The organism is Paenibacillus dokdonensis (genome assembly GCF_004916975.1).
In the GTDB taxonomy this organism is placed as follows: domain Bacteria; phylum Bacillota; class Bacilli; order Paenibacillales; family Paenibacillaceae; genus Paenibacillus_AQ; species Paenibacillus_AQ dokdonensis.
This window is the reverse complement of record NZ_STGQ01000001.1, coordinates 479,242-495,618: the sequence shown is the minus strand read 5'-3', so window position 1 is coordinate 495,618 and position 16,377 is coordinate 479,242. Positions and strand designations below refer to the sequence as shown.

Annotated in this window: 13 protein-coding genes and 2 tRNA genes; 6 read left to right on the top strand and 9 right to left on the bottom strand. The window is 48.0% G+C overall.

The features are described 5' to 3' along the window. Positions 1-49: 49 nt before the first annotated feature. From E6W40_RS02465 to xylA, 5 genes are all read right to left on the bottom strand, one after another. Positions 50-1,018, bottom strand: coding sequence for an ABC transporter permease (locus E6W40_RS02465; RefSeq protein ID WP_425464932.1), 969 nt, complete (start codon positions 1,016-1,018; stop codon positions 50-52). 163 nt (positions 1,019-1,181) lie between these two features. Further along, a complete protein-coding gene (locus E6W40_RS02460) occupies positions 1,182-2,729 on the bottom strand; it encodes a response regulator transcription factor (RefSeq protein WP_136604024.1) in 1,548 nt (515 codons plus the stop codon). A gap of 6 nt (positions 2,730-2,735) precedes the next feature. Next, a complete protein-coding gene (locus E6W40_RS02455; RefSeq protein ID WP_136604023.1) occupies positions 2,736-4,514 on the bottom strand; it encodes a sensor histidine kinase in 1,779 nt (592 codons plus the stop codon). An 84-nt stretch (positions 4,515-4,598) separates the two neighbouring features. After that, positions 4,599-6,095: a xylulokinase gene (xylB, locus tag E6W40_RS02450; protein ID WP_136604022.1), complete on the bottom strand. Its 1,497-nt coding sequence runs from the start codon at positions 6,093-6,095 to the stop codon at positions 4,599-4,601. A 130-nt stretch (positions 6,096-6,225) separates the two neighbouring features. Then, a complete protein-coding gene (gene xylA, locus E6W40_RS02445; RefSeq protein WP_136604021.1) occupies positions 6,226-7,542 on the bottom strand; it encodes a xylose isomerase in 1,317 nt (438 codons plus the stop codon). 247 nt (positions 7,543-7,789) lie between these two features. Here xylA and E6W40_RS02440 point away from each other — a divergent pair, with 247 nt between their 5' ends. Next, a complete protein-coding gene (locus E6W40_RS02440) occupies positions 7,790-8,950 on the top strand; it encodes an ROK family transcriptional regulator (RefSeq protein WP_136604020.1) in 1,161 nt (386 codons plus the stop codon). A 512-nt stretch (positions 8,951-9,462) separates the two neighbouring features. On the opposite strand, the gene E6W40_RS02435 is transcribed toward E6W40_RS02440, so the two are convergent. The 3 genes from E6W40_RS02435 to E6W40_RS02425 form a co-directional block, all read right to left on the bottom strand. After that, positions 9,463-9,536, bottom strand: a tRNA-Gly gene (locus tag E6W40_RS02435). A gap of 15 nt (positions 9,537-9,551) precedes the next feature. Next, positions 9,552-9,625: transfer RNA gene (locus tag E6W40_RS02430), tRNA-Pro, on the bottom strand. 99 nt (positions 9,626-9,724) lie between these two features. Next, positions 9,725-11,827, bottom strand: a complete 2,103-nt coding sequence (locus E6W40_RS02425; RefSeq protein ID WP_136604019.1) for a bifunctional diguanylate cyclase/phosphodiesterase — start codon at positions 11,825-11,827, stop codon at positions 9,725-9,727. Positions 11,828-12,036: 209 nt separating this feature from the next. Between E6W40_RS02425 and E6W40_RS02420 the strand changes: the two genes are divergently transcribed. Together E6W40_RS02420 and E6W40_RS02415 are read left to right on the top strand one after the other, a co-directional pair. Continuing rightward, on the top strand, positions 12,037-12,360 hold the full coding sequence (locus E6W40_RS02420; protein ID WP_136604018.1) for a YbjQ family protein: 324 nt from the start codon (positions 12,037-12,039) through the stop codon (positions 12,358-12,360). Between the two features lie 13 nt (positions 12,361-12,373). Then, on the top strand, positions 12,374-12,625 hold the full coding sequence (locus E6W40_RS02415; RefSeq protein ID WP_136604017.1) for an HD family phosphohydrolase: 252 nt from the start codon (positions 12,374-12,376) through the stop codon (positions 12,623-12,625). Between the two features lie 64 nt (positions 12,626-12,689). Here the strand turns inward: E6W40_RS02415 and E6W40_RS02410 are convergent, their stop codons facing one another. After that, on the bottom strand, positions 12,690-13,649 hold the full coding sequence (locus E6W40_RS02410; RefSeq protein WP_211146957.1) for an aldolase catalytic domain-containing protein: 960 nt from the start codon (positions 13,647-13,649) through the stop codon (positions 12,690-12,692). A gap of 216 nt (positions 13,650-13,865) precedes the next feature. On the opposite strand from E6W40_RS02410, the gene E6W40_RS02405 reads away from it, so the two are divergent. Genes E6W40_RS02405 through E6W40_RS02395 form a run of 3 tightly spaced genes read left to right on the top strand, consistent with a single transcriptional unit; the run spans position 13,866 to position 16,355 of the window. Continuing rightward, positions 13,866-14,105 carry a FeoA family protein gene (locus tag E6W40_RS02405; RefSeq protein WP_136604015.1) on the top strand — a complete coding sequence of 80 codons (240 nt, stop codon included), beginning with the start codon at positions 13,866-13,868 and terminating at the stop codon, positions 14,103-14,105. After that, positions 14,102-16,111 carry a ferrous iron transport protein B gene (feoB, locus tag E6W40_RS02400; RefSeq protein WP_136604014.1) on the top strand — a complete coding sequence of 670 codons (2,010 nt, stop codon included), beginning with the start codon at positions 14,102-14,104 and terminating at the stop codon, positions 16,109-16,111. Before E6W40_RS02405 ends, feoB begins: the two co-directional genes overlap by 4 nt. Positions 16,112-16,148: 37 nt before the next feature. Further along, a complete protein-coding gene (locus tag E6W40_RS02395) occupies positions 16,149-16,355 on the top strand; it encodes a FeoB-associated Cys-rich membrane protein (RefSeq protein ID WP_425464906.1) in 207 nt (68 codons plus the stop codon). The last annotated feature ends 22 nt before the right edge of the window (positions 16,356-16,377 follow it).

The following is a 16,377-nucleotide window of genomic DNA, read 5'->3' as shown; positions in this document are numbered from 1 at the left end:
CCATAAATGTTAGATCAATGATGTGATCTGTTTTTTTGCAAAATCCTCGTTATAATAGGCTCTCCTTGGTTGTGCGCTTGAATATGCCGTTAATGGTGAACAAGAGCACAACGCTGATCACCGAGTTGAATATGTTAATGGCCGTACCAAAGGAATACCGTGCCATACCGAGTCCGTATTTCAAAGAGTACATATCGAGCACCTGCGAATAATCTGTCACCAGATTGTTGCCGAGCAGGAACTGCTTCTCAAAACCGATGTTCAGCAGGTTGCCGACAGACATAATCAGCAAAACGATAATGGTCGGCCTGATTCCCGGGATTGTAATATGCCAGATCTGACGCAAACGGCTTGCTCCATCCACACGGGCTGCTTCGTACAGCTCAGGGCCGATTCCCGCGATAGCGGCGAGATAAATAATTGCATTCCAGCCTGTTTCTTTCCAGACATCCGACAAGGTTACAATTCCCCAGAACAGATGTCCTTGTGCCATAAATTGTATCGGCTGATGAGTAAAGCCCAGTCCCATCAGCAGATCATTGATCAGACCGTTATCGGTAGACAGCATCTTGGTGACGATGCCTGCGGCCACGACCCATGATACAAAGTGGGGAAGATACGAAATCGTTTGTGCAAAACGTTTAAAGAAGCTGATGCGCACCTCATTCAGCAGAATGGCGAACAGAATCGGGAAAACAAATCCCGCAATCAGCCCCATGGTGCTCATCGCCAGCGTATTGCGCAATGACAATAAAAATTGATCATCGTGGAAGAGTGTTTTGAAATGCTCGAAACCCACCCATTCCTGCTCAAAGAAGCTGCGCGCAGGTTTATATTTTTGAAATGCCATCGTCCATCCCCAAAGAGGAAGGTAACTGAATACAAACACCCAAATGACGAATGGTAGTGACATCAAATACAAATACTTCTGATTCTTAAAAGTCCTCCAAAAACGTTTTCGTGATTTAGGCGATTTTCCGGGCTTTTCTCTGTTGACCGGAGTGCTGTCTGGTATGATTGTTGCCGCTTTCAATGTGAATGCCCTCCTCTCTATGCCCTTATTCTAAACTCTTGTAAGCGATTGCAGTACCCTCAAAATTAGTTATAAAATCATATTAAAATTAGACATTTCACAGGGTAAATCACATCCGTCCCCCTAAAATCAGAAAAACCCCTTACCGTCATTTTCCCTTACGGTAAGAGGTTGGGGATTCCCCGACATATTTACGAAATTTCATATTAAAATAATCCGGATTCATATAGCCGATTTTTTCAGCCACCTCGTAGACTTTCATCCCCTGCTCCAGGTATTCCTTCGCTTTCTCTATCCGGACCTTGTCCAGATACGTATTGAAGTACTCACCTGTTGTATTTTTGAACATTTTCCCCAAATAAGCGCTGTTATAATTAAACAAATCGGACAATATTTCAAGCTTTAGATTCTCATGAAAACGCCTGTGGATCAGCTCAATCATTTTCTGAATATCATTTCCCTTGCTTCCACGGTTGATCTGTTCCGAGACTTGCTGCAAAAAGGAAACCGTCTCTTCCATCAGATCACGGATATGCCCGCTTTGATAAAAGGCTCCGACCGGAGCCGCATGCTCGGTCAGAAAAGGACGCAAATCCGAATGTGACGACTCCAGCCTGGCAAGAATGCTCCCGACCATCCGGATAAGATTCTCCTTCAGCTTCAGCTCATCCATCCCGTCTAGCGCCATCCTGCGGCAAATGTTTGCAACAAGCGGTTCCAACTTGGACGAATTTCCAGTTTCAAGAACAAGCAGCAGCCTATTTTCCGCTTCGGCATAATCCAATATCTCCTGAAAATCTTCTCCGGTATCGACGCATGCTTCCACAGAAATGTCGCGAATGAATGTATCCTTCGAGCAGAAAAAACTCATTTTGAGCGCCTCGCTGGCTGCAGACAAAGATCGGTATGCTTCCTGAGCTCCTGAAACAGCACCTCCTGCCGCCGCACTGAATTCCAGATGCTCCCGGTGGATAATCTGCGTAAGTTCCTGATACAACTCCAGCTCCGCCTCCTGCAGCGGCCGGATGAGAAGAATACCAATATAGGAGGAGTAATTAAAGACAATACCGAGATTCTTACGCTCGATCATTTGCTCTAAAGTCTGGCGGATATCTGACAATCTGTCCTCGCTGATGGTATTCATCCGCTTCAGCTTGAGCAGCACCACTTCGCACGGACCCTCTGGAATACCCAGGGATTCGGCATAGCTGTGCATTAACGCCGCATCGCCTTTGCCGGCTTCCGGCTGGAGTAACTCCTTGAGGATTGCTTCCCTGTTGCGGGTAGGCTCCGCCTCCTGCCACTGGCTGAACTGATGCTCCTTCGCAAGGGTATCTCTCAACTGATCAAGATAGGAGATCAATTCCTCCTCATCCACAGGCTTCAGCAGATAACCATCGATACGATACGTGATGGCACGCTTCGCATATTCAAAGTCGGCATAACCGCTCAGGATGATCACATGGCTGTCTGCCCCTTGTCTGCGAAGTTCCTGGATCAGCTCCAATCCGTCCATTCCCGGCATGCGGATATCGGCAATAATCAGTTCCGGCTTATACAAATGGTATTTTTCCAAGGCCTCATGTCCGTTGGCAGCCGTATCCACCACCTGATACCCCTTCTCATTCCAGGGGATTAGCGTTCTTAATCCTTCACGAAGCTTGGGTTCATCGTCTACAATTAACACTTTAATCATCGGGTATTATCCCTCCATTGGAATGCTGAAGGAGATCGCCGTCCCATCGCCAGGGAGACTGTGAATGGACAAGCCATAGGGTTCTCCATACGTGAGCTTTAATCTGACATGCACATTTCGCAGCCCGATCCGTTCACCTTCACGTTCCTCTGAATCTTCCAGCGTACTCATGACCTTGTTCAGTCTCTCCGTTGTAATGCCTATACCATTGTCCGTAATCGTAAATCTGGCTTCATTGCCATTCCTCACAATTTCAACCTTGACGAGTGCCCCTTCAGCATTGTTATCCAGACCGTGTACAACCGCATTTTCCACAAGCGGCTGGATGATCAGAGGCGGGACATGCAGGGATTCAAGCTCCGGATCGACAATGAACTCGTAACGCAGCCGCTCTTCATAACGGAACTGCTGGATATCCAGATAACAGCGGACCATCTCGAGCTCCTGCTTGAGCGGAATTTTGCTGTTGCCAACCTCCAGATTATTCCGCATCATTTTACCAAGCAGACGGACGACCCTCGCGATCTCTGTCTGACCCTTCATATGCGCCTCCATACGAATCGATTCCAGCGCATTAAACAGGAAATGGGGATTAATCTGACTTGCCAGCATTTTGAAACGGATCTCGCTTTGTTTTTGCTCAAGCAGTCTGTTCTTTTCATTGGAGTGCGTAACTTCTTCCATCAGGTCATGAATGCTTCGTACCATGGAATTAAACTGCCGTGACAGCAGACCAATTTCATCCTTGCCATCAATTTGCAGGGTCGTATCAAAATCCCCGAGCCCTACTCGATTGATATGTCTGCTGAGTCTGAGCATCCGCCGCGAGAAGAGGGAAGAAACTCCGTAGATGAGCAGGAAGGCAAGAATAATGCTGATCACAATCACCGTGAGCGCAAGTCTGATAATTTGATTCGGCTCTTTGACAATGCTTCCAATCGAAAACACGGAAATGATACGCACTCCGTTTTCGCTGGAAACTGGCTTAAGCTCGTCTATTAATACTTTAGAAGGGATCCCGTTTAATGTAGCTTCGAAAGTTCCGCTTTTTTGGGTCATAATGTTTTTGTCCAGCGAGATATCTGTCAGCTTCTTATCATTCCAGTCACTCCGGTTCGCCGCAATAATATAATCCTGGTCGTCCACGATCATCGTATCGAAGGTTTCCTGGTTAAGAATGGAGTTCAGCATACCGGTATTGACATTCAGCACCAGGACGCCGTACTTTTTCAAGCTTTCCAGCTCGATGTTCCGGACCAGGCTCAAATATTTATGATGGTCCCGTTCATCCTCAATGTACCTCCAGCTGACCAGGCTTTCATGCCGCATCGCGTTCTGGTACCATTCACTGGTCTTGATATCATCCGAAGCATTGATCAGCTCCCAGTTATTCAGCAGTGTCGCATTGTCCGTATACAGCCGGATATTCGATATTTCCTTATAAAGGCGAAGGTACTCCCGCATGTCGGGATAATCCCTGTAGGCCTCGACCACATCATAAACGCTTTCATATTGCTTGTTGGCAAGCTTTTTGAGTCTGGCATCATTGGATAACCGGTACGAAATATCGAGAGAAACGCGAATGACTTCTTCCGTTCTTTTCTTGATCCGATCCACGTTGGTTGAAGCCTGCTCCATCGCATTGCTAAACGCCATTTGCTTCATTTCAATGGTCAGATAACCGCCGACCAGAAGCACTGGCAGCAGTGCTGCCAGCAGGAAAGACAAAAGCAGCTTGTTTCGTATTTTGATATCATTCAGCAGCATGACGATACGGTGCCACATGTCTATCTTCCCCCATGGCCTCTATTCAGCCGGAAGCTTGCAACCTCACAGGTATTGTCACTTCAGCTCTCTCAACTGTATATCCTACTTGCGGTAAGCTGCAAGTCTATCATTCAAATCTTTCGTCTGCCCGTACACATCCTGGTAAATTCCAAACAGGCCGGAGTACACTTCTACCTGTTCGGGATCGGGGGAATAGGTCTTGGCAGGACGGATAAACACTTCGGCGCATTCCGCCAGGGACGAAAACCATTCGCAGCCGTATGCCGCCAGCATAGCAGCGCCCATAGCAGGTCCCTGCTCGCTTTCCAGCTTGATGATATTTGCGTTGAAAATATCCGCCTGCATTTGCAGCCAAACTTCATTCAGCGCTCCGCCACCGATGGCCGTCACTTCGGTGATATCCTTGCCGGATTGCCGGATGATATCAATGGATTCACGCAGCGAGAAAGTAATGCCCTCCATGACCGAACGCGCAAAATGCTTAAGTGTATGGCCCGAATCCATTCCGATGAAGCTGCCGCGGATATCCGCATCCGGATGAGGCGTGCGCTCACCTGAGATGTATGGCGTGAACAGCAATCCCCCGCTTCCGGCAGGAACAGCTTCAATGCCTTCAAGCAAACGATCAAAGGAAGCTTCCTTGGCAAAGGTATCCTTGAACCAGGAAAGACTATGCCCCGCGGCCAGTGTGACCCCCATAACGTAAAAGGCATTCTCTTCGCCATGGTTAAAGAAATGCATTTTACCTTGTGGATTGATATCCTTGCGGCTCTCATAGGAGAGGACAACCCCTGACGTACCGATACTGCACATCGTTTTTCCTTCTCCAAGAATTCCCGCTCCGATCGCGCCGCAGGCATTATCCGCGCCACCTGCAAACACCCTGGTCGATGGGAGCAAGCCGGCCGCTTCAGCCACTTCCGGCAGCAGCGTTCCTGTCAGTTCAGAAGATTCTACCAACTGTGGGCATAAAGACAGCGGCAGATCAAAGGCCTGTGCAATTTCAGAGCTCCATACCTTATTCGCTACATCCAGCAGAAGCGTACCTGCCGCATCCGAATAATCCATGCCCAAGCTGCCCGTTAAGCGGTATCTCACGTAATCCTTCGGTAGCAGGAACAAATCCGCCTGTGACAAGATCTCAGGTTCATGCTCCTGTACCCATAGGATTTTCGGAAGCGTGAACCCTTCAAGGGCACGGTTTCTTGCAATATCCAGCAGCTTGCTTCCAAGCGTCTTTTCAATCTTGCGGCACTGCTGCGTCGTCCGTGTGTCATTCCAGAGGATGGCCGGACGCAGAACTTTGCCTTTCGAGTCTACCAATACAAGCCCATGCATCTGTCCCGAGAAGCTCAGGCCCTCCACATCAGCTGGATCAGCTTCGGATTTCTCCATCAACCTGCGAAGACTTGCGATGGTTCGATCCGCCCAATCTTCCGGATTTTGCTCACTCCAGCCCGGTTCAGGCCTGTGAAGCGGATAGCTCTCCGAATGCTCGCATACCACCTTGCCCTCCGCGGAGACAAGCACCGATTTAACCGCACTCGTTCCGATATCGATTCCAATTACATATTTCATATTCCGCCTCCTAAGGCTCAAGGTGTTGTATTTCAGTAACCCAAACCGGTTCCATTAAACAAGCAAAAGGTTGCCGAAGAATGCTGTCTTCAGGCAACCTCCGCTGCTTGTTACTTGTACGATGTGCTGATTATTCAGCCAAAATATATTGATTCAGCATCCCCTTCAGCATTTCCTGGCGGCCGGACTCATTTTTACGCGGTTGATTATTATTCAGAGCGTATTCAGCCAGAGAAGCCAGGGTTGCTTTTCCGGATACGATATCGGCGCCAATGCCTTCCTTAAAGCTGCTGTAACGTTTTTCAACAAAATTATCGAACGCGCCGTCCTCCAGCATTTTGGCAGCTACCTTAAGCCCTTTGGCATAGGTATCCATGCCTGCGATATGAGCGTGGAACAGATCCTCGGGTTCGAAGGATTGACGGCGTACTTTGGCATCGAAGTTGATGCCGCCTTTGCCAAGTCCATCATTCTTCAGCACTTCGTATAACGTCAGGGTAGCATCATAAATGTTAACCGGGAATTCATCCGTATCCCAGCCCAAAAGCATATCGCCCTGATTGGCATCCAGTGAACCGAGCATGCCGTTAATACGTGCCACACGCAGTTCATGGTCAAAAGTATGCCCCGCCAAGGTTGCATGGTTAGCTTCCAGGTTCAGCTTGAAATGCTGGTCCAGATCGTATTTTTGCAGGAATGAAATCGTCGTAGCTGCATCAAAATCATATTGGTGTTTAGTCGGCTCTTTCGGTTTCGGTTCGATCAGGAACTGAGCATCAAAGCCGATTTCCTTCGCATAATCGACTGCCATGGAGAACAAACGGGCCATATTGTCCATTTCCAGCTTCATGTCGGTGTTCAAAAGGGTTTCATAGCCTTCACGGCCGCCCCAGAATACATAGTTTTCCGCTCCAAGCCGTTTACCAACTTCAAGGCCTTTCTTGATCTGGGCAGCTGCATGTGCATATACATCAGCATTGCATGTCGAACCGGCACCATGCATATAACGCGGATTCGTGAACATGTTCGCTGTGTTCCACAGCAGCTTTTTGCCCGAGGTCTTCATTCCCTGCTCGATCAGATCCACAACGGTATCAATATTGCCGTAGAATTCGTTCAGACTGCTTCCTTCCGGTGCAATATCAACATCATGGAAACAGAAGTACTGAAGATTCATTTTATCCATAAATTCAAAAGCCGCTTCCACACGTGCCTTCGCTTTGTCCATACCGCTAAGATGATCCCAGCCGCGGACTGCCGTATCCGTACCGAACGGATCTGATCCGCCTGCGGTCAATGTATGCCAGTAAGCCATGGCGAAACGCAGATGCTCTTCCATCGTTTTTCCGGCTACCTTTTCCTCCGGATTATAGTATTTGAATGCAAAGGGGTTGGTAGAACGACTGCCCTCGTAATTGATTTTTCCGACGTTTTCAAAATATGCCATGTGTATGCTCCTCCTTAAATTTCCTTGAACGCAAACGTTTACAACAACATCCTAACACAATGCAATCACTTTGTATATTGGTTAAACAAAGTTTTTTATCTGACTTTTATTTCCATTGTTCAAAGTATTGGATCACTTGATACCTTCGCGTTAGCCTCCGTATTCTATATTGCAATTTGCGGAAGAAAACTCTAGACTAGGGGTCATATGAAAAATCGTAACGTTCCTGAAGGATGTGTTATACGTCGTGAAAGTCACTGGTGACCAGGCGCTCGTCAAGAAAATAAACAAATCGTTAATCCTGCATACCATTCGCAAACATGCCGAGCTGTCCCGCGCCAGGATATCGGAAATGACCGGCTTGAACAAAGCAACCGTGTCCAATCTAGTTGCCGAGCTGCAGGAAGACCAGCTTGTGCTGGAAGCCGGACCCGGTGAATCCAGCGGCGGACGAAAGCCGCTCATCTTGCATTTTAATGCCATGGCCGGTTGCGTGATCGGTATGGAGCTCCGCGTCAAACAGCTTACCGCTGTGCTCTGCGATCTGAACGGATCCGTGCTTCGCGAAGCCGAATCCCCTCTTCTCCAGCATGATCTTCCATATGTCTTTGAGGCCATGCAGACAATGATCGCCACGCTTATTGACGCGGCTCCATTAACTCACTACGGGATTTTAGGCATCGGTGTCGGTGTTCCAGGCATGGTAGATGAGCATGGGCTTGTACTCTTTGCCCCCAATCTCGGTTGGGAGAAGACTCCGCTGCGTGAGCTGCTTGAGGAAAAGTTCTCGATCCCCGTTATTATTGACAATGAAGCCAACAGCGGTGCTCTGGGAGAGCTCAATTTTGGCAGAGGTGAAGATGTAAGGCATCTGCTCTATGTCAGCGCAGGTTCAGGAATTGGCTCCGGGATCATTATCGGCGGAGAGCTCTACAAGGGCTCCAGAGGATATGCTGGTGAGACCGGACATATGTGCATCGAAGCGGAAGGAACACCGTGCAGCTGCGGCAGCCGAGGCTGCTGGGAATTGTACGCATCCGAAAAAGCCTATGATCTTGCAGCTTTGGAGCTGCCTGCTTATCATACACGCGAGCTTATCCGTTACGCCGATCAAGGTAATGCCGCCGCATGTCAGCAGTTCGCCGTAATGGGCACCTATTTTGGCATTGGACTGACCAATCTTATCAACAGTTTCAATCCTGAGCTGATTGTCATCGGAGGCGCGCTCTCCGAAGCCCGGGAATGGTTAGAGGGTCCGATGCAGCAAGTTGTAGCAAGACGAACGCTTCCCTATCATAAACAGCAGCTTGAAATCGCATTTTCTACGCTCGGCAGCCGTGCAGCAATGATTGGTGCTGGCTTTTCAGCAGCCATGCATTTTCTGGGACACACACGCGTTATGATGTAGCTTTACACGGACGACACAAAAGGGCCTTTGGAATGATAACTCCACTGGCCCTTTTTATGATCTAATATAAGCAATACAAATAAAAAAAACGCCTTTCGGCGATATGTTTTATGTATGGAGCGGGTGATGGGAATACTCAACATTTTGATTTAAATGCGAGCTTCCAGCTCGCGGTATAGAGGAAATGTTGACGCGCGTCCTCGGTGGGACTACCCGGTGAAGCAGGCTCGGACGGTCGCCCCCACGCTGCGTGGGTTCTCTCCCACACAACCGCTCAAATAAAAAAAACGCCTCTCGGCGTTATGTTTTATGTATGGAGCGGGTGATGGGAATACTCAACATCCTGATTCAAATACGAGCTTCCAGCTCGCGATATAGAGGAAATGTTGACGCGCGTCCTCGGTGGGACTACCCGGTGAAGCAGGCTCGGACGGTCGCCCCCACGCTGCGTGGGTTCTCTCCTACACAACCGCTCAAATAAAAAAACGCCTTTCGGCGTTATGTTTTATGTATGGAGCGGGTGATGGGAATCGAACCCACGCTATCAGCTTGGAAGGCTGAAGTTCTACCATTGAACTACACCCGCATCGAAAATAAAGTATCGGGATGACACGATTTGAACATGCGACCCCCTGGTCCCAAACCAGGTGCTCTACCAAGCTGAGCTACATCCCGCTGATACTCACGACTTCATGGTAGTGAAGACAAGAAATAATATATCATGAGTAAGCGAGATATGCAACTCCTTTTTTTGCTTGGACATCGCTATCAGGGCTAATGCAGTAGAAATGTCTTCTCAAAATCCTTAGGAAGGATTGGCTTACTGAAATAATAGCCCTGTCCCTCATGACAGCGTTGTTCCCTCAGAAAACGAAGCTGCTCCTCGTTTTCCACCCCTTCGGCAGTCACTTTAAGCTGCAAGTGGTGAGCCATGGACGTGATGGTGGACACAATGGCAGCATCGTTATGATCACTCATCACCTCATGGACGAAGGAACGGTCAATCTTGAGCCTGTCGATCGGCATGTTCTTCAGGTAATGCAGTGAGCTGTAGCCTGTGCCAAAGTCATCGATGCTGATAAAGACGCCAAGCTCTTTCAACCGACGCAACTGCTCGAAGGCCGTTTCCTTATCAAACGTCATGCTTTCTGTAATCTCAAGCTCCACATACTTCGGTTCCAGCCCGATTTCATTCAATATTTGACCAATTTGGTCTGCCAGCTGCGGCTGCAGAAACTGGCGCATGGACAGATTGATGGACACGCAAATCGGCTTGTAACCTGCATCCTGCCACTCTTTATTCTGCTGACAGGCCGTCCGAAGCACCCACTCACCGATCGGGACGATTAAGCCGCTTTCCTCTGCCAATGGAATGAATTCCACCGGTGAGACGTTGCCTCGTTTGGGATGCTTCCACCGCAAGAGCGCCTCCATGCCGACGATCTCCGTTGTTTCCAAGTGTACCAGCGGCTGATACTCCAGATAAAACTCTTTCCGTTCGAGAGCCTTGCGAAGATCATTTTCCAGCTTGAGTCTTTCCTTGGCTTTACGCTGCATCGAAGGTACGAAATGGCGCACATCTATACCGTAGTCCTTCGCATGATGTACTGCAGTGTCTGCATGCTGAATAACCTCTTCTGCCGTGTCTCCGTCTTCCGGATAGATGGCCATGCCAGCGCATAATGAAATATGATAATCATAATCGTCAATCGTTATAGGCTTTTCAAACAACTCTAGCAGTTCTCTGACCCGGCTCATAGCTGATTCCACATCGACAAGTGAAGGAATGATCAGAGCAAACTCGTCACCGCCCATGCTGAAAACCTCCTCCCTAGGAAGAGAGTTACGCTTCAGTCGGTCTCCCACCATCTGCAGTAGCTGGTCCCCGGCCTGATGTCCAAGCGAATCATTGATATTCTTAAACCTGTTAACATTGAATACCACAATTCCTGACTTGCCGTTGTCCCTTCCCTGCATCAGCTTGCCCAGACGTTGGTTCAGCCGGCGCTTGTTGGGCAGTCCTGTAAGATCATCATGAAAAGCAAGATAATTCATCTTGGCCTCGATGCGCTGCTGCTCACGGAATGGATCCTCAATAGTCAGCCGGTAAACACCCTTCAGCATCAGATAATAAGACACGCTACCGCAGAGAACGCCTAGTAAATAATTGATATCGTATGTATTTTCGGCGCTAATAATCAAACCTTGACCGATGGTAATGTAAATCAAAGCACGGATAATAATCAGAAGCGAAGGAGCCCGTTCCTTTCGGCCTCGATATACGATGGCAGCCATGCCGCTCAGACAGACAGCCATAATCACAAGACCCATGAGCTTCATGAGATTGTTCATGCTTCCACTGCTTGTCAGTGGCGGTAAAGCATGGTTCCATATCGCAAAAGCAGCAATGCACATCACTGTCAGCAAACTTGTCGCCGTGAATACAATGCTTTTATGTGCGAGCGAGACCATGGAATCCTTCAAGCTGTAAATACATAAAATCCCGGTTGCAAATAGGAGCTTCGATAGAATGAGCAGCCACAAGCCGTCATTCGCTGTAAGGGTATAACCAAAAAGCGAAACTCCCATCAGACTTAAGGTCTGTAAAAGATCACAAACCGCCACGCATAAAAATAACGCAGCCGTGTATAGTCTGTAGCGTGATAGCTTGTGTGAAAACAAAAGCCAACCCTGTGAGAAAATAGAAAATCCCATTGCTACACAGCAGCTGCTAAGAAGAATAAAAACTGTTATAAATGCATCTTTATCCAATACTTGAAATGCAAACGCTGATTCTGCCAATTGTAATGCTGCAAATAACGCTATCCCCCATAGGGCTGCTTTGATCGTTCGTTTCTCCTCGACTCTTGTACGCATAAAGCCATCTGACCCCCGGGTTATCCTAAAATAATGAAGATGGTTTCACGCTAAATAATTCCACATATTTCCCCCTTTTCCTGCTAGGATCAGACAATAATTTTACAGCCTCTGCCACTCTTCGACAGAAGACATGGATGAATAAATATTTGAATCCTTTTTCGCCTTCAATCGTAAAATAAGATATCACACTGAAGGAGTGAATATGGATGATCGTAGTTACGACAGAGCACATACATAATCATGAGGTTGTTGAAGTGCTGGGCACGACATTTGGTGTCGTTGTCCGGGCTCGGGGAATCGGTGGCGATATTATGGCATCATTAAAGGGACTGGTTGGCGGAGAAGTGAAGCAGTACACACAGATGATTGAGGATGCCAGACGGCAGGCCATGGACCGGATGGTGCAAAATGCGCATGCCATGGGCGGAGATGCTATTGTGATGATGCGCTTCGACAACGGGGATATCGGTAACAATATGAGCGAGATCGTCGCATATGGTACCGTGGTCAGAACGAGACCTATCGGTTAATGTGGACATTCATATGGGTGCAATTGTGGGTATCATCTTGATTTACGGTCTGCAGCTTGTCGTATTTTTACTTCTGCTCTGGCTCAGTTGGCGCTTCTTCGATCGCAGGTACCGCCGCAAAGATGAAGACGCTGTACAAAGGGATCTCTTGAGCGGTAAGTTCACGCCTACTTCTGAGATATTTGTAGACCCGCGGGACGGTTGCAAGTATCAGGTATATTACAATAAGGAAACAGGAGAACGGGAATATGTCCGCATCAAATAGCTTCCGTTATAAAAAAAGGCTTGGCCGCAATTTATGCGGTCAAGCTTTTTCACTCTTCTGCTGATTAATTCGTGTCGAAATTAACTTCCGGCGTGGTCAGCTTGTCATAGAATTCCACATATTTATCCTTATCCTTCGATGCACGCTGTGCCATGGCCGAGCGCGGATGCTCGTCCAGCGTACCTGTAATCATGTAAGGAATGAGATAACCCCATTCTTCCTTCTCACGAAGCGGAATCATGAAGCGTTCGATGATATCCAGCACCGGGCGCAACGTGTAGTGTGTATTCTTCAGATGCGTTACAAGAAGCTCAGTCGGACAGTTGCCCGCAGCGCGTCCCATACCGAACACAGACGCATCCAGCAATTCCACCCCGTGCTCAGCAGCAGTCAGCGTGTTGGAGAACGCAAGCTGCATATTGTTATGCGTATGTACCCCTAAGCGTTTATTCGGCAGATAGTTTTTAAACTTTTCTACCAGATATTCAACATCCTTGTGATCCAGACTTCCGTAGGAATCAACGATATACACGACATCGACCACGCTGTCCTTAATCATTTCAAAAGCTTCAAGGAGCTCATTCTCCATGACATTGGACAAAGCCATGATGTTCAGTGTGGTCTCGTATCCGCGGTCGTGGAATGTTTGAATTAATTCCAACGCCTTGTCCACGTCTTTAATGTAACAGGCAACACGGATCAGATCGAGCATGCTTTCCGTTCGCGGCAAAATATCATCCACATCTACCCGGCCAATATCGACGAGAGCGGATAATTTAGTTTTACCCTTTTGAGGAATTACCTGGCGCAGGAAGTCATCATTCAAAAACCGCCATGGTCCCGCTTGATCGGCGCCCTTAAGCAGCTTAGGGGAATTTTTATAGCCAATTTCCATATAGTCAACGCCAGCCTCATTCAGTCCGGCATACAAGCTCTGTACAAATTCAACGCTGAAATCCCAATTGTTCACCAGTCCACCGTCACGAATTGTACAATCCACAATCTTACAGGGATTTGTCTTCAACAAAAACTTCCCCTTCCATGATGAAATTTATTATTTTATCATACTTGAATTACAGTGCTAAAGTAAAGATGATTATACATTTATTCGCATTCCAGGCATAATTCAAAATATATACATATTGGAAGAAGGATATATATTGTAGCCTCCCCCTCCTTCATGCTATATTACAGAATGAAATGAGATTGATTATCACTCTCTTCTGGGGGAATACAGCGAATGAATCAGCCAACTCAACTGTTGAATTTAAAGCCTGGTACAGCAGGCTCCATATATGCAATCAAAGAAATGAATCCAATTCTGCGCCAGCGCTTGTATGATCTTGGCGTTCATGAAGGCTCCACTGTTTTCATGAAGCAGCGTGGTCCCTTCGGAGGTCCAATCACGTTGGAATGCAACGGGCAGCTTTTCGGCATCCGCCTGAAAGAGGCGAAAGAAATTGAGGTGTCGATCTGTTGAGCTCCTTTGCGCTGGTCGGTAATCCGAATACTGGTAAAACTTCACTTTTCAACACACTGACGACCTCCTATGAATATGTAGGCAACTGGGCTGGAGTCACCGTAGAAAAAAAGATCGGAGACTTAAAAAATGGCGGCGGCCAGCTGGTCGATCTGCCGGGCATATACTCCCTGCATCCCCTATCCAGAGATGAGAGTGTCGCTGCACAGTATTTAATGGAAGAAACCCCCTCTGCTCTCATCAATATTGTGGATGCCTCCCAGTTGGAGAGAAATCTCACACTTAGCATTCAGCTGCTGGAATATGGGCGGCCGATCATCCTTGGGCTAAACATGATGGATGTGGCCGCAAACCGCGGTATACATGTGGATATTCATAGGCTTCAGGAACAGCTCGGAGTTCCCATTATTCCGCTCGTCGCCCGTACAGGCAAGGGCAGCTCGAAGGTTTTGAGTACGCTGAAGGAAATCCCGGCTGCAGCGTCGCCGGAATTAAAACTGGACTATGGAGCGGCAGAAGCAGCCATAACAGACATTGAAAGCCTGCTCGCAACCACATCCTGCCTGCCGAATCACCGCTGGGTTGCACTACAACTGCTCGCACAAAATCCAGTTATTCTTCAAGCATTATCCTCCAAAATAGATATGAATTTAGTGAACGACATTAGCAAAAACTGTGAAGAACAGCTCCAGCAGATGGGACTTCCCTCCTCCTTGCCGGATTGGATACGTTCAGTACGCACCGAATTTATCGAAAAACTATGCTCTTCAGCCATGGATCGTTCTTCGCAAAAGCCGCATAATTTGACAGAACGCCTGGACAACATTTTGACCCATCGTTATTTCGGCATACCGATTTTTCTTATATTCATGTTTTTGCTCTTTAAAGTTACGTTTGACTGGATCGGCAATCCGCTGTCGGATGTGCTGGACGGATTTATATCAGGACCGGTAAGTGACGGAATCAATAAAGCGCTGGATCTGGTAGGAGCTTCATCCTTCACCCACGCTTTGATCGTAGACGGCATCGTGGCCGGTGTGGGCGGAGTACTTGTCTTTATTCCGCAAATTTTCATCTTGTTTCTCATCATATCCTTTATCGAGGATTCGGGTTACATGGCTCGTGTCAGTCTATTGATGGACAGCCTCATGGAGGCCGTCGGCCTGAACGGCAAGGCATTCATTCCTTTTATCATCGGGTTTGGCTGTAATGTACCCGCCGTCATGTCGGCACGCAGCATTGAACAGCCCAAGGATCGGCTGCTGACCACTCTGCTCATTCCATTGATGTCCTGCTCAGCAAGACTGCCGGTATACGCGTTGTTCGCAGGCGTCTTCTTCCAGAGCCACCAGGCACTTGTCGTTCTATCCATGTATGTACTCGGCATTGCGATGGCGCTGCTGTTGTGCAAGGTATTCTCATCTTACTTGCTGAAGAATGAATCCTCCGTGTTTATCGTAGAACTGCCACCATATCGGTTACCTCAGGGACGCACCCTGATGCGGGGTACCTGGGAAAAGGGCAAAGGATTCCTGAGAAAAGCCGGCACACTCATTCTTGGCGGCTCAGTGCTGATCTGGCTTCTCTCATACAGCGGACCGGGAGGCTTCGGTGTGGAGATGAACAACAGCTTCCTAGCCAAAATTGGCGGGCTGATGGCCCCGCTGCTGGCACCACTCGGTTTCGGGACCTGGCAGTCAGGTTCTTCACTGTTGACCGGATTTTTAGCAAAGGAAATCGTCGTTTCAACCATGAATATCATTTATCACGTCCCTAATATGGAAGGCTTACAAGGACAGATCGCGCATAGCTTTACATCCCTTCAGGCATTCAGCTTCATGGCATTTGTGCTGCTGTACACGCCATGTCTGGCTACCGTGGGTGTGATCCGCAAAGAGACCTCCTCCTGGCGCTGGACGATATTTTCCATCGGTTATGCAGTCGTTCTTGCTTATCTTATATCTCTGATTATTTATCAGGGCGGCCATTTGCTGGGCTTGTCTTAAGTTGCAGCCCGACCTTACAGAAACGAGGTGCATATCCTTGATTGATATTTTGATTATCGGCGTTATTTTCGCCTATGCTGCATGGACACTTTTCCGTTATGTAAAAAAGAGTAAGAAGGGTGCCTGCGCTTCCTGCTCCCTGAACAAGTCCTGTCAGTCAGCCTGTTCTATTCCGGAAGCAACCATGCCCCACATCAATAACGCAAGTGGCATCCGTTCCAAAATCCAGCCAAAAGAAAAATAATCATCGTTGCACTTTCACAGCT